Genomic DNA, 12,811 nt, shown 5'->3' on the forward strand with positions numbered 1-12,811 from the left:
CCCCTACCCTCCCCCGCAAGCGGGAGAGGGAGCGCACCGTCGCTGCGGCGACCCTCTCGTCAAACAAGCGTCGCTCTAAGTATGCTCTCCTTTATCGCTCAGCGTGTCCTGAAGGGCGTGATCGTCCTGCTTGCGATCGTCGTCCTCAATTTCTTCCTGATCCGGCTTGCGCCCGGCGACCCCGCGGTGGTGATGGCGGGCGAGGCCGGGGCCAGTGATCAGATCTTCGTCAATCAGCTCAGGGAGAAGTTCGGCCTCGACAAGCCGTTGCCGGAACAACTCTTCATCTATGTCAAAGGCGTCGTCACCCTCGACCTCGGCTTCTCCTTCCGCCAGCAGGCGCCGGTCGCAAAGCTGATCGGCGAACGGCTGCCTGCGACGCTGCTGTTGACGCTGACCGCATTCGCGATCTCGCTCGCGCTCGGCATTCTCTTCGGTACCTTCGCCGCGCGCTTTGCCGGGACCTTACTCGATACCGCCATCACCGTCTTCGCACTGATCTTCTACGCCATGCCGATCTTCTGGGTGGCGTTGATGGGCATCCTGCTGTTCTCGGTCACCATGGATTGGCTGCCGAGTTTTGGTTACGAGACGGTCGGCGCCAATCTGACCGGCTTCTCCCACGCGGTCGACGTCGCAAAACACCTGATCATGCCGGCGATGACGCTCGGCCTGTTCTTCATGGCGACCTATACCCGCATGACGCGCGCCTCGATGCTGGAGGTGAAGCGGCTCGACTTCGTCAAGACCGCGCGCGCCAAGGGCCTCTCCGACGCCGTGATCCAGCGCCGCCACGTGCTGCGCAACGCGCTGCTGCCGGTCGTGACGCTGGCTGGCGTGCATTCCGGCACACTGATCGGCGGCGCCGTCATCACCGAGACCGTGTTCGCCTGGCCCGGGATCGGGCGCCTGATGTACGACGCGCTGTTGCAGCGGGACTACAATCTGCTGCTCGGCGTCTTCGTGATCTGCTCCGCCATGGTCCTGATCTTCAACCTCATCACCGATCTGGTCTATCGCCTGGTCGACCCGCGCATCGAATTCGCCTCATGAAACAGTTCTGGAAATCGATGCTGCGTAGCCCGAGCGGCGTCATCGGGCTCATCATCCTGGTCCTGGCGATCTCGGTCGCATTGTTCGGACCGATGCTGTTCCCGAACTCGCCATGGCGCATGGTGCAGCGGCCGTTCCTGCCGCCGTTTACGCTCTCCGCCGTGCCGCTCGGCACCGACGCGCTCGGCCGCGACGTGTTCGCCGGTATGATTTTTGGCGCGCGCGTCTCGCTGCTTGTCGGCCTCGTCTCCACGCTGGTCGCGCTGATCGTCGGCGTTCCCATCGGCGCCATGGCCGGCTATTTCGGCGGCAGGGTCGATGACGCCCTGATGCGCTTCACCGAGTTCTTCCAGACCATTCCGAGCTTCGCGCTCGCGATCGTGCTGGTCGCGATCCTGCAGCCCTCGATCTACTCGATCGTGACCTCGATCGCGCTGGTGAGCTGGCCGCCGGTCGCCCGCCTCGTGCGCGGCGAGGTGCTGTCGCTGCGCACGCGCGAATATGTCCAGGCGGCCGTGGTCACCGGCCAAAGCAACACCTGGATCATTATGCGCGAGATCCTGCCGAACGCACTGTCGCCCGTGATCGTGCTGGCCTCGCTGATGGTGGCGACCGCGATCCTCTTGGAATCCTCGCTGTCGTTCCTCGGCCTCGGCGACCCCAATCTGATCTCCTGGGGCTACATGGTCGGCGCCGGCCGCACCGTGATCCGCCAGGCCTGGTGGATCACCGTGTTTCCCGGTGTCGCCATCCTGATCTCGGTGCTCGGGCTCAATTTGATCGGCGAAGGCCTCAACGACGCGCTCAATCCGCGCCTGTCGCGGGAGGGACGCTGACAATGACCGCACCGCCCGCCGTCTCCATCAAGAATTTGCGGATCGCCCTGCCCAAAGGCGCCGAGCGTCCTTTCGCCGTCGACGGCGTCTCGCTCGATCTTCGACCCGGCAGAATCGTCTGCGTCGTCGGCGAATCCGGCTCCGGCAAGTCGATGTGCGCACATGCGCTGATGGGCCTGTTGCCTGATACGGTGTCGGTCACCTCAGGCGAGATCCAGTTCGAAGGCCGCGACCTGCTCAAGCTCGACGACGACGGCTGGCGCGATCTGCGCGGCCGGCGCCTTGCGATGATCTTTCAGGAGCCGATGACCGCGCTCAATCCCTTGATGCGGATCGGCGACCAGATGGCCGAGATGTTCGAGGCCCACGGCCTGCTGACGCCGAAGGAGCGGCGCGCCAAGGCCTTGTCGCTAGCGCGCGAAGTCGGCCTGCCCGACCCCGAGCGTATCGTCCGTGCCTATCCGCACCAGCTCTCCGGCGGCCAGCGCCAGCGCGCCATGATCGCGATGGCGCTCGCGCTCGAGCCGGCCGTGCTGGTCGCGGACGAGCCGACCACCGCGCTCGACGTCACCACGCAGGCGCAGATCCTCAAGCTGATCCGTAACCTCCAGCGCAATCGCAACATGGCGGTGATGTTCATCACCCACGATTTCGGCGTGGTCGCCGACATCGCCGACCAGGTCGTCGTGCTCCGTCACGGCAAGGTGGTGGAGGAAGGCCCGGCCGCGACCGTCTTCAACGCGCCGCAGCACGACTACACCAAGGCGCTGCTCGCCGCCGTACCCTCGATGGACCCGCCGGCGCGCGAGCCGCTCGACGATCAGGCCAGGGCGGTCGAGGTGATCGGGCTGGACAAGACCTATGTCACCTCGGGCGGCTGGTTTCGCGAAGACCGCCGCGTCGATGCCGCGCGCGCGGTCAATTTCAACATCCTCAGGGGCGAGACGCTCGGCCTCGTCGGCGAATCCGGCTCCGGCAAATCGTCGGTGGCGCGCCTGGTGATGCGGCTGATCGAGGCCGACCGCGGCACGGTGCGGATCGGCGAGACCGATCTCACCCAGCTCTCAGGCAAGGCGCTGCGCGCCGAGCGCCATCGCATCCAGATGATCTTTCAGGATCCGTTCGCCTCGCTCAATCCGCGCCGCAAGATCAGCCACATCATCGCCGACGGCCCGATCGCGGCCGGCCTTGATCCGAAAGCGGCGTTCGACCGCGCCCGCGATCTCCTCAAGATGGTGGGCCTGGATGCCGGCGCGCTCGAGCGCTATCCGCATGAATTCTCCGGCGGCCAGCGCCAGCGCATCGGCATTGCGCGCGCTCTGGCGCTCGAGCCCGAGATCATCGTCGCGGATGAGGCCGTCTCCGCGCTCGACGTCTCCGTGCAGGCGCAAGTCTTGCGGCTGCTGGAAGACCTCAAGACACGCCTCGGCCTCTCGATGCTGTTCATCACCCACGATCTACGCGTCGCCGCCCAGATCTGCGACCGCATCGCGGTGATGCAGCGCGGCGCCATCGTCGAGCTGAAGCCGACCGCGCAGCTGTTCGCTGCGCCGGAGCATGCCTATACGCGCGAGCTGCTGGCAGCCGTGCCGGGACGGAAAGAGCGCGCGCCGGCGGCGTGACGGATCGATCGCATCGAGTCGCCGGATTCCCGGATGGTTCCAAAAACTTGCACACGGCCCGAGGTGAAACATATTCGGTCCATGAGAATTTTCTTGACGAAAATTTCCTTGCCGATGAGCGCAAGGAGCAAGTCGACACCAGCATTCGCTCGCGCGGCTCCCGAAGCCCCGCAACGGATGTGAGCTGGTGAGCGGTCTCTCAACCCGGCGCATCAAAGGCATGGGAGAGGTTGGGATTCCGGAGTGCGCTCACGCGCTTTTTACTCCTTCGTGATCGGCGACACCGCTTCAAAGCCGAAGACGGCGTCATAGATGACGATGAAATGATAGGCGTCATCTGATGACGGGATCTGCCAACTGATATTCGGAGCCAACATGGGCGAAGTCATTCGATTTGTCTCAAAGTCCGAGCGCGAGCGAGCACGTCTCATTCAGGAGGCGCGCGCCATCTACGACAGTATCTTCCCGCCGACCGACCCGGCCAGCGAAGGCCGGGATAAGGCCGCGATGGGCCGTACCTATATCGGCCGCGACGGGGGTAACCTGTCGTGATCAAGATCATCGCCGTGCTTTGCAGCCTTGCCTCCCCGACCAATTGTCACGAGCAGGTCGTCACCACCTCGGATTTCGCACAGGTTTCGGTGCAGTCCTGCCTGATGGGCGCGCCGCAGCTCGCCGACTGGATGACCCAGCATCCAGCGGAGCGACTGGCTGCGTGGCGCTGCGTGATCGGTCAACAGGCCGGCCGGGGCATCTAGCGTCTGACGGCCGCGTTCGATCGGCGCGCCGCGCCCGGCCATGACGGCCTTGACTGAAGGGAACGCTTGACCCAGGGACCACGGCTCGACCAAAGCCGTGACGACACTCCATTGCCGGGGTAACCTCTCGTTGCAGCCATTGGCAGCAAGGGGGGAATCCGGATGGAAGTCGCGAGCCTCGTTCTTCCCGTATTCGCGATCATCGTCACCGGCTGGCTGGCCGGCGAGCTCGGCTATCTCTCCCGCTCGCTCTCCGACGCGCTGGTGCATTTCGCCTACAACGTGGCAATGCCTGCGCTATTGATCGTCACCATCGCGCAGGAGCCCGCGCGTAATCTGCTGGAATGGCGTTTCCTGCTCGCGTTCGGCGGCGGCTCCCTCGTCTGCTTTGCGCTGGTCTTCCTGGTGATCCGCGCCGGCGGAAAGCATGATCTCGCCAGCAGCACGATTCATGGCATGGCGGCGGCGATGACCAATACCGGCTTCGTGGCGCTGCCGATCCTGCACGCGATCTACGGCCAACCCGCCGTCCTGCCTGCTGCGGTCGCGACGGTATTCGTCGCGGCCGTGATGTTTCCGATCACGGTCATCCTGCTGGAAAGGGACGCGCGCGGATCGTCCGCGCAGTCCGCCGGCCTCGCGAAGCAGATCCTGCTCAATCCGATGGTGCTGTCGACGTTTATCGGTCTCGTCTGGGCGATCACGGGCCTGCCGATCCCGGCGCCGGTCGCGGCCTATCTCAACATGATCGCCGCCGCGCTCACGCCCTGCGCACTGTTTGCCATCGGGCTCGGCCTGTCGGTCGAGGGCCTGCGCTCCAACCTGAAGGCAACGTTCGCGCTCGCGCTCGTGAAGCTCGTGATCATGCCGCTGATCGTCTACGGACTTTGTGTGGTCACCGGCCTCAACGCGCTCTACACCGTCGCCGCCGTGATATGCGCCGCCGTGCCCACGGCGAAGACGGTGTACGTGCTGGCGCACGAGCACAAGGTCGAGGAGAAACTGGTCGCGGCCACGGTCTCGGTCACGACGATGCTGTCGGTAGCGACATTGCTGGTCGCGCTATACCTTCTCTCGGGTCTGGCGACCGGCACGCGCTAACCCGCACGGCCGCACTTATCTCGTGGTGTTGCTCCAGGTGGGCGCCGAATTGGTCACGCCGACCGAGGGCCAATTGTAAGATCCGACCGACGGTGCGGTGACCGTTCCGACCGTCTGGCCGGACGAGCCGTAGGACGCCCGCGGCTGCGCTGCCGGCGCTCCGGCGCCGCCATAGGTCGGGGCTACCACGCCCGTGCTGTAGTGTCGGCTCGACCGCGCCTTCTTCGCTTCCGCCGCAAAGGGCGCGGCAAGCAGCCCGGTCGTGATGAGCGCGGCAATGGCGAGTTTAATGCTTGTCATGGCTGATCCCTCGATCGCTAGGGGCCCCTTGTGCCATGTGTTCATTGAGCGGACGATGTCCATAGGCACAAGTTCATAACTCCGTGTGCTGGCGAATGTGCCGAAGCAATGCGTTCGTCACCTCCGCTTCGGACGGATCATGCCCGCCTTCGGATGGACCCGAATCAGCGCTAGTGCATTGCCCTCAGCGATTTCGCGTATTGAGGCGACATGACCGGGCCCGAACTGAAGCAACTCCGCGCCGACCTATCCGATGTCCTCGAGCGGAAGCTCACGGCGGCCGATATGGCAAAGCTCTGCGGATTGCCGGAGAAAGGCGGCGGCGACACCATCCGGCGCTGGGAGGTGAGCGGCCCTACGCCGGAGGCGACCAAGGTGCTGCGCGTGCTTGCGATGGCGAGCGAGCGCTATCCGATCCTGGAGAAATTCGACATCTTCGATCGACATGACGTGCGCGAGGAGGACCGCCCCGCAAAGCGCGCGGCGTTCCGCGAGCAGATGCGCGATGAGGCGCGACGGCGTCTTGGTTAACGAAGGACGCCCAGAGGTTACCGAAGGGCTGCGAAGTTAAGCCTTCCTTCACCACTTCTTAAGCCGGCATTAAGCACGAAAATCAATTGCAGCCCAATAAGTTAGGTTGGGTCGCGCTGTGCCATGCATGTGACAGCATTTTCGTCAAAAGGAAGCTATCTGCAAAACCAACGCGGCGCGGAAAGCGCGCCTGCCGGGGACCTTAAGTGTCGGAGTTCAAGACGATGAAGAAGATTCTGTTTGCGACCGTTGCGCTGCTCGTGGTGGGCGCTGCTGCACCGGCCGTCGGTGCCGATCTCGGCAACCGCAACTATTACAAGTCGCCCGCGCCGGCCTATGCCGCGCCGATCTACAACTGGACCGGTTTCTACATCGGCGGCCATGTCGGCGGCGCGTTCTCCAGCGACAACAATTTCAACGGCCTTTCCACCGGCAACAACGGCAACGGCCGCTTCCTCGGCGGCGTGCAGGTCGGTGGGGACTGGCAGTTCCACCCGAACTTCGTGGTCGGCGTCGAAGGCCAGTATTCCTGGCTCTCCGGCAGCGTCGGTGCCGTGTTTCCGGGCGGCATCGCCTACACCAACGACCAGCGTGGCCTCGGCTCGATCACCGGCCGCGTCGGCTACACCTGGGGCCCCGGCCTCATCTATGTGAAGGGCGGCTACGCCTATTCGGACAACAACGAGAAGGTGACCGTCGGCGGCGTGCCGACCGCGTTCGTCATCACCGGCGATCACCGCAACGGCTATACCGTCGGCGCCGGCCTCGAATACATGTTCGCCCCGAACTGGTCGGCCAAGGCCGAGTACCAGTACTACAATTTCGGCGACTCGAGCTTCACCGGCGGCCCGCTGGCGGGCACCGGCAGCTTCACCACCGACGACCACACCATCAAGGCGGGCGTCAACTACCGCTTCAACTGGGCAAGCCCGGCCGTCGCGCGCTACTAATTGGTTACCACAACCTTACCAGACGGAAGGGCCGGCGATTTCGCCGGCCCTTCTTTTTTCGCTCTGCGGAACAGGCGCAACCGTTTGCGGAGATTGCGAATTTTTAACCCGCCGTGCGGATACTGCCGGCCACAAAGATAAGCAAGAGCTGGGGGAATTTTCGATGGCGATCCGTCTGGGGCTTGGCCGTTTGGGCCGTTTTCTGCCTCGCTTCAAACTGCCGACCTGGGGCGTGCGCGGCAGCCTGTTCGCGGCCTTTGCAGTGGTCGCCGGCATGGGCCTCGTGATCGCAGCCGGCGCCGGCTTGGCGCTGCAGAATCTCGGCGGACGGATGACCGAGCTGAGCAGGCGGGACATTCCGCGCCTCACCGCCAGCCTGCAATTGTCGGCCCTGAGCGCGAGCCTTGCGGCACAGGGACCAGCCCTGCTCGCGGCTCAAAGCGAGGAAGCTCTGAACGAGCGCACCAAGAAGCTCAAGGAGCTGCAGGAGCAGACGCAGCAGAAGCTCACCGAGATCATCGGGCTCGGCGGCGACAAGGCCGTCGTCTCCGGACTCAGCGAGACGATGAAGAGCATCAACGAGGCGGCGCAAAGCCTCGCCAAGGCCGCCCGCGAGCGGCTCGATATCGCCGCCCTCCATGACAAGCAATATGACGCGCTGCGCAGCGCGCAGGGCGCCTTCGTCGGCGCGGCCAGTCCGGCGATGCTCGACGCGCAGACCCGGGTCAACGCCATTCTCGGCTCGGCCGACCTGTCCGCCGCAGATGCCAACGATGCCGCGCAGACCGTCGGCCAGCTCGGCAACGTCGTCGCCAGCGGCAATCTCGCAGCCGCCAACATGAGTGCGGCACTGTCGGCGAACACCAGCGACAAGCTCGACGACATCCAGAAGGAATTCAAGACGGCACAGGGACGCCTGCGGTCGAACCTCGATCTGTTGCCGGACAATCAGGGCAACAAGATGCTGCGCGAGACGGCGGAGAAGCTGCTCGCGCTCGGCACCGGCAAGACGGGCGTGTTCAACCTGCGTGAGAAGGAGCTCGATTCCGTCGACTACGGCCAGACCATCCTGGACGAGACCCGCAAGCTCAATGTCGGCCTCGGCATCAGCGTGCAACAGCTCGTCGACGGCGTGCAGAAAGAGACCAACGCCTCGACCTCGCAGGCGCAGCAGGAGACCTCGCTCGCGACCACCGTGATGCTGGCGCTCGGCTGCTTGATGCTGGTCGGCTCGGCGCTGTTCGTCTGGCTCTATGTCGGCCGCAACATCCTGCGCCGCATCCGTGAGCTTCAGCGCGCCATGCAGCTGCTGTCGGCCGGCGACCTCGACACCGAGATCGTCCGCTCCCGGCAGAACGACGAGATCGGCGTGATGAAGGAAACGCTGACCGTGTTCCGCGACAGCATGATCGAAGCCCGGGCGCTCGCCGGCGAGCAGGACAAGGACCGTATCGCCAAGGCCGAGCGGGCCGCGCGCATGGAAGCGAAGATCGCCGAATTCGAAAGCACCGTGCGCTCCGCGCTCGACAATCTGGCGCAGTCGGCCAATTCGATGCAATCGACCGCGCAGAGCATGTCGACCACAGCCGACCAGTCCAACGCGCTGGTCAACGCGGTCGCCTCCGCCGCCGAGGAGACCTCGGTCAACGTGCAGACCGTGTCGTCAGGCACCGAGCAGCTGTCGTCCTCGATCGAGGAGATCAGCAAGCAGGTCGTGACCTCGGCCGCGATCGCCAAGAAGGCGGTCGACGAGGCCGGCGCCACCGACACCACGGTGCAGAGCCTTGCCGACAGCGCGAGCCGCATCAGCGTCGTCGTCGACCTGATCCAGACCATTGCCTCGCAGACCAATCTGCTCGCGCTCAACGCCACCATCGAGGCGGCGCGTGCGGGCGAGGCCGGCCGCGGCTTTGCGGTGGTTGCCTCCGAGGTGAAGAGCCTCGCGAGCCAGACCGCCAAGGCCACGGAGGAAATCCGCACCCAGATCGCCAGCATGCAGGAGATCACGACATCGGCGGTCGGCGCCATCCAGGGCATCGGCCGGATCATCGGCGAGATCGACAATGTGACCACGACGATCGCGGCCGCAGTCGAGGAGCAGGGCGCCGCCACCCGCGAGATCGCGCGCAACATCCAGCATGCCGCCGGCGGCACCAGCGAAGTCTCCAGCAACATCGTCGGCGTCTCCACCGCCTCGGCCGAAGCCGGCGCCGCGGCAAACGAAGTGCTGGGCGCCTCCGACGCGCTCCGGCGCGAAGCCGACATGCTGCGCGGAGAGATCGACGCATTCCTCAACAACATGCGGGCGGCCTGACGTCATTCCGGGGCGCCTCGAAGAGGCGAACCCGGAATCTCGCAACAATCTCCAGATTCTCGGGTGCGCAACAGCGCACCTGAGTTCGCGCTCCGCGCGCCCCGGAATGACGACGTTTTTTACGGTCACGACCGGGACGCGGAAAAACGCCGCCCGGTATGACCGCCATGCGGAGACCGCGGACGGTCCTTTTTCGGCTGGCGTCCCGCCGTATGTGCGGGTACCGATAATGCATGAACCCGAAAACCGACACCGCACAGTCCTCAGCCGAAGCCCTGCGCTACCCCTGGGAACAGCACCCCGGTCACGACGAGGTCGTGGAGGTCAGGCCCGGCGTGTTGTGGGCGCGGCTGAAGCTGCCGTTCCGCCTCAACCACGTGAACATCTACCTGCTCGCCGACGGCGACGGCTATGCGATGGTGGATACCGGCTTCGGCAATGAGGAGACGATCGAGGCCTGGACGAAACTGTTCGACGGACCGCTGAAGGGCGTCCACATCACGCGTCTGATCGTCACCCACTCCCACCCCGACCATGTCGGACTCGCAGGCTGGGTCGTCGAGCGGTTCAACTGCCCGCTGGTGATGTCGCAGGTCGAATATCTGCAATCGGTCTATCACCAAAACCGCGGCACCGCGGAGCGGCAGGAGGCGCAGCGGCTGTTCTTCCGTCGCCATGGCATGGACGAGTCGCTCACTGAAAAGCTGCTCGGCCGCGGCCAGGATTATCTCAAGCGCGTTTCGGTGCTGCCGCCCTCCTACCGCCGCATCTCCCATGGCGAGGACGTCGTGATCGGCACGCGCCGCTTCAAGGTGATCACCGGCGGCGGCCACGCGCTCGACCAGGTCATGCTGTATTGCGCCGACGACAAGCTGTTCCTCTCCGCCGACCAGGTGCTGAGCAAGATCTCGCCCAATGTCAGCGTCTGGGCGGTCGAGCCCGACCAGAACTCGCTCGGCGAATATCTGGCCTCGCTCGCCAGCCTCACCACGACGCTGCCCTATGACGTTCTGGTGCTGCCCGGCCACGGCGTGCCGTTCTACGGACTGAAGACCCGCATCAAGCAGCTCGCCGATCACCATGAAGAGCGCTGCCGCCTGATCGCGGAAGCCTGCCGCGAGGTGCCGCAGACCTCGCGCGCCTTGGTGCCCGTCGTGTTCAACAAGCACGTGCTGGACGAACACCAGATGGGCTTTGCCGCCGGCGAGCTCGTCGCCCACGTCAACTACATGATCGTCGAGGGCCGGCTGACGGCCGAGACGAAGGACGGCGTGCTGCAGTTCAGGACGACGTGAGTCACTTCGTCATGGCTGGGCTTGTGGCGGCATCTCACTTCATATTCGCGATCGCGTGCAGCGCCGCGATGTAGCCGAACGGGCCGAGCCCGCAGATCACACCGGTCGCCACGAACGAGATCTTGGAGTGGCGGTGATATTCGTCGCGGGCGTGGATGTTGGAGATGTGGACTTCCAGCACCGGCCCTTCGAACGTCTTGATCGCGTCCATGATCGCGACCGATGTGAAGGAAAAGCCGGCCGGATTGATGATGATTGCATCCGCGTCCTGCCGCGCCGACTGGATCAAGTCGACCAGCACGCCTTCGTGGTTGGATTGGTGGAAGGCGAGCTTGAGCCCGAGCGTTGCGGCAGCCGCCTCGCAGCTCGCGTTGACCTCTGCGAGCGTCGTCGTGCCGTAGATGTGCGGCTCGCGAATGCCGAGCATATTGAGGTTGGGACCGTTCAGAATCATGACTCGCTTCATCGGGCGTCCTTTCGCATGAGCTGCTGGCGAGCCGATCCGCGCCTCGCCAAGGCAAAGGCTACGACATCGGCGCGACCGGCTCAGCAATCATGGACGGAGCGCGCCCCATGGACAAAATGTCCAAGCCGGCCGCAACGGTCCCTGGCTTTCCCAAGTCCCTCGGTCCCCGCGGGCGGACCAGTGTTAGGCGTTTGATCCACATCAACTATCGCCGGCGAGACGCCGCTATCAAATGGACCCGCGCGCCTCGTCACAAATGTGTGCGGGCGCATGGACATTGGAGCTGGAAAAGCTCTAAAAATGAGCGGCCGCCGTGGCCGGGTTCCGTTGCAGGTTTTGCCGATGGATTACAACCAGTTCTTCGATACCGCCCTCGATCGTCTCCATTCCGAGCGGCGCTACCGCGTGTTCGCGGACCTGGAGCGCACGGCCGGCCGATTCCCCCACGCGGTCTGGCACTCGCCCAAGGGCAAGCGCGACGTCGTGATCTGGTGCTCCAACGATTACCTCGGCATGGGCCAGCATCCGAAAGTGGTCGGCGCCATGGTCGAGACTGCGACGCGCGTCGGCACCGGTGCCGGCGGCACCCGCAACATCGCCGGCACGCATCATCCACTGGTCCAGCTCGAGGCCGAGCTCGCCGATCTCCACGGCAAGGAAGCCGCGCTGCTGTTCACCTCGGGCTATGTCTCGAACCAGACCGGCATTCCGACCATCGCAAAACTCATTCCGAACTGCCTGATCCTGTCGGACGAGCTCAACCACAATTCGATGATCGAGGGCATCCGCCAGTCCGGCTGCGAGCGGGTCGTGTTCCGCCACAACGATCTTGCGCATCTCGAGGAGCTATTGAAAACGGCCGGCCCGAACCGGCCGAAGCTGATTGTCTGCGAGAGCCTCTATTCCATGGACGGCGACGTCGCCCCGCTCGCCAAGATCTGCGATCTCGCCGAGAAGTACGATGCGATGACCTATGTCGACGAAGTCCACGCGGTCGGCATGTACGGCCCGCGCGGCGGCGGCATCGCCGAGCGTGACGGCGTCATGCATCGCATCGACATCCTCGAAGGCACGCTGGCGAAAGCATTCGGTTGCCTCGGCGGCTACATCGCCGCCAACGGCCAGATCATCGACGCCGTGCGCTCCTATGCGCCGGGCTTCATCTTCACCACCGCGCTGCCGCCGGCGATCTGCTCGGCCGCGACCGCCGCGATCAAGCATCTGAAGACCTCGAACTGGGAGCGCGAGCGCCACCAGGACCGTGCCGCCCGCGTCAAGGCGATCCTCAACGCCGCCGGCCTGCCGGTGATGTCGAGCGACACCCACATCGTGCCGCTGTTCGTCGGCGATCCCGAGAAGTGCAAGCAGGCGTCCGACCTGCTGCTCGAGGAGCACGGCATCTACATCCAGCCGATCAACTATCCGACGGTCGCCAAGGGCAGCGAGCGGCTGCGCATCACGCCCTCGCCCTATCACGACGACGGCCTGATCGATCAGCTCGCCGAAGCCCTGCTGCAAGTGTGGGACCGTCTCGGCCTGCCGCTGCGCGAGAAGTCGCTCGCGGCGGAGTAGGCCTGTCTTACCC

The 12,811-nt window shown here is 64.8% G+C and carries 13 protein-coding genes; 11 read left to right on the forward strand and 2 right to left on the reverse strand.

From position 1 onward, the window contains the following. Positions 1–81 precede the first annotated feature (81 nt). From CV770_RS38625 to CV770_RS38645, 6 genes are all read left to right on the forward strand, one after another. Positions 82–1,053, forward strand: a complete 972-nt coding sequence (locus CV770_RS38625; RefSeq protein ID WP_104466050.1) for an ABC transporter permease — start codon at positions 82–84, stop codon at positions 1,051–1,053. Next, positions 1,050–1,889 carry an ABC transporter permease gene (locus tag CV770_RS38630; RefSeq protein ID WP_028139871.1) on the forward strand — a complete coding sequence of 280 codons (840 nt, stop codon included), beginning with the start codon at positions 1,050–1,052 and terminating at the stop codon, positions 1,887–1,889. The genes CV770_RS38625 and CV770_RS38630 overlap by 4 nt, the downstream gene beginning before the upstream one ends. Positions 1,890–1,891: 2 nt before the next feature. Then, on the forward strand, positions 1,892–3,511 hold the full coding sequence (locus CV770_RS38635; protein ID WP_201760226.1) for an ABC transporter ATP-binding protein: 1,620 nt from the start codon (positions 1,892–1,894) through the stop codon (positions 3,509–3,511). Positions 3,512–3,886: 375 nt separating this feature from the next. Further along, entirely contained in the window at positions 3,887–4,063 is a 177-nt protein-coding gene (locus tag CV770_RS42975; RefSeq protein WP_201760227.1) for a hypothetical protein, read from the forward strand. After that, positions 4,060–4,269, forward strand: coding sequence for a hypothetical protein (locus tag CV770_RS38640; RefSeq protein WP_091960106.1), 210 nt, complete (start codon positions 4,060–4,062; stop codon positions 4,267–4,269). Before CV770_RS42975 ends, CV770_RS38640 begins: the two co-directional genes overlap by 4 nt. A gap of 162 nt (positions 4,270–4,431) precedes the next feature. Continuing rightward, positions 4,432–5,370, forward strand: a complete 939-nt coding sequence (locus CV770_RS38645; protein WP_104466052.1) for an AEC family transporter — start codon at positions 4,432–4,434, stop codon at positions 5,368–5,370. Between the two features lie 15 nt (positions 5,371–5,385). Here the strand turns inward: CV770_RS38645 and CV770_RS38650 are convergent, their stop codons facing one another. Continuing rightward, positions 5,386–5,670 carry a hypothetical protein gene (locus tag CV770_RS38650; protein WP_028139867.1) on the reverse strand — a complete coding sequence of 95 codons (285 nt, stop codon included), beginning with the start codon at positions 5,668–5,670 and terminating at the stop codon, positions 5,386–5,388. A gap of 210 nt (positions 5,671–5,880) precedes the next feature. On the opposite strand from CV770_RS38650, the gene CV770_RS38655 reads away from it, so the two are divergent. The 4 genes from CV770_RS38655 to CV770_RS38670 all read left to right on the forward strand — a co-directional run bounded on the left by CV770_RS38655 (position 5,881) and on the right by CV770_RS38670 (position 10,760). Further along, entirely contained in the window at positions 5,881–6,201 is a 321-nt protein-coding gene (locus CV770_RS38655) for a hypothetical protein (protein ID WP_104466053.1), read from the forward strand. A 224-nt stretch (positions 6,202–6,425) separates the two neighbouring features. Next, a complete protein-coding gene (locus tag CV770_RS38660) occupies positions 6,426–7,151 on the forward strand; it encodes an outer membrane protein (RefSeq protein ID WP_104466055.1) in 726 nt (241 codons plus the stop codon). A gap of 163 nt (positions 7,152–7,314) precedes the next feature. Continuing rightward, positions 7,315–9,465: a methyl-accepting chemotaxis protein gene (locus CV770_RS38665; protein WP_091960095.1), complete on the forward strand. Its 2,151-nt coding sequence runs from the start codon at positions 7,315–7,317 to the stop codon at positions 9,463–9,465. Positions 9,466–9,698: 233 nt separating this feature from the next. Then, positions 9,699–10,760, forward strand: a complete 1,062-nt coding sequence (locus CV770_RS38670; protein ID WP_104466054.1) for an MBL fold metallo-hydrolase — start codon at positions 9,699–9,701, stop codon at positions 10,758–10,760. A gap of 34 nt (positions 10,761–10,794) precedes the next feature. Here CV770_RS38670 and aroQ read toward each other — a convergent pair whose 3' ends face one another. Then, the gene (aroQ, locus tag CV770_RS38675) at positions 10,795–11,226 is read right to left on the reverse strand and encodes a type II 3-dehydroquinate dehydratase (RefSeq protein ID WP_091960086.1); all 432 of its coding nucleotides are present in this window, start codon (positions 11,224–11,226) and stop codon (positions 10,795–10,797) included. A 342-nt stretch (positions 11,227–11,568) separates the two neighbouring features. On the opposite strand from aroQ, the gene hemA reads away from it, so the two are divergent. Continuing rightward, on the forward strand, positions 11,569–12,798 hold the full coding sequence (gene hemA, locus CV770_RS38680) for a 5-aminolevulinate synthase (RefSeq protein WP_104466056.1): 1,230 nt from the start codon (positions 11,569–11,571) through the stop codon (positions 12,796–12,798). The last annotated feature ends 13 nt before the right edge of the window (positions 12,799–12,811 follow it).

This window comes from Bradyrhizobium sp. AC87j1 (assembly GCF_002936975.1).
GTDB classification, from domain to species: domain Bacteria; phylum Pseudomonadota; class Alphaproteobacteria; order Rhizobiales; family Xanthobacteraceae; genus Bradyrhizobium; species Bradyrhizobium shewense.

Bases quoted from the DNA above. Each gene is read 5' to 3' on its own strand.
- CV770_RS38625 (WP_104466050.1), top strand. From the start codon at position 82: ATGCTCTCCTTTATCGCTCAGCGTGTCCTGAAGGGCGTGATCGTCCTG.
- CV770_RS38630 (WP_028139871.1), top strand. From the start codon at position 1,050: ATGAAACAGTTCTGGAAATCGATGCTGCGTAGCCCGAGCGGCGTCATC.
- CV770_RS38635 (WP_201760226.1), top strand. From the start codon at position 1,892: ATGACCGCACCGCCCGCCGTCTCCATCAAGAATTTGCGGATCGCCCTG.
- CV770_RS42975 (WP_201760227.1), top strand. From the start codon at position 3,887: ATGGGCGAAGTCATTCGATTTGTCTCAAAGTCCGAGCGCGAGCGAGCA.
- CV770_RS38645 (WP_104466052.1), top strand. From the start codon at position 4,432: ATGGAAGTCGCGAGCCTCGTTCTTCCCGTATTCGCGATCATCGTCACC.
- CV770_RS38650 (WP_028139867.1), bottom strand. From the start codon at position 5,670: ATGACAAGCATTAAACTCGCCATTGCCGCGCTCATCACGACCGGGCTG.
- CV770_RS38655 (WP_104466053.1), top strand. From the start codon at position 5,881: ATGACCGGGCCCGAACTGAAGCAACTCCGCGCCGACCTATCCGATGTC.
- CV770_RS38660 (WP_104466055.1), top strand. From the start codon at position 6,426: ATGAAGAAGATTCTGTTTGCGACCGTTGCGCTGCTCGTGGTGGGCGCT.
- CV770_RS38665 (WP_091960095.1), top strand. From the start codon at position 7,315: ATGGCGATCCGTCTGGGGCTTGGCCGTTTGGGCCGTTTTCTGCCTCGC.
- CV770_RS38670 (WP_104466054.1), top strand. From the start codon at position 9,699: ATGAACCCGAAAACCGACACCGCACAGTCCTCAGCCGAAGCCCTGCGC.
- aroQ (WP_091960086.1), bottom strand. From the start codon at position 11,226: ATGAAGCGAGTCATGATTCTGAACGGTCCCAACCTCAATATGCTCGGC.
- hemA (WP_104466056.1), top strand. From the start codon at position 11,569: ATGGATTACAACCAGTTCTTCGATACCGCCCTCGATCGTCTCCATTCC.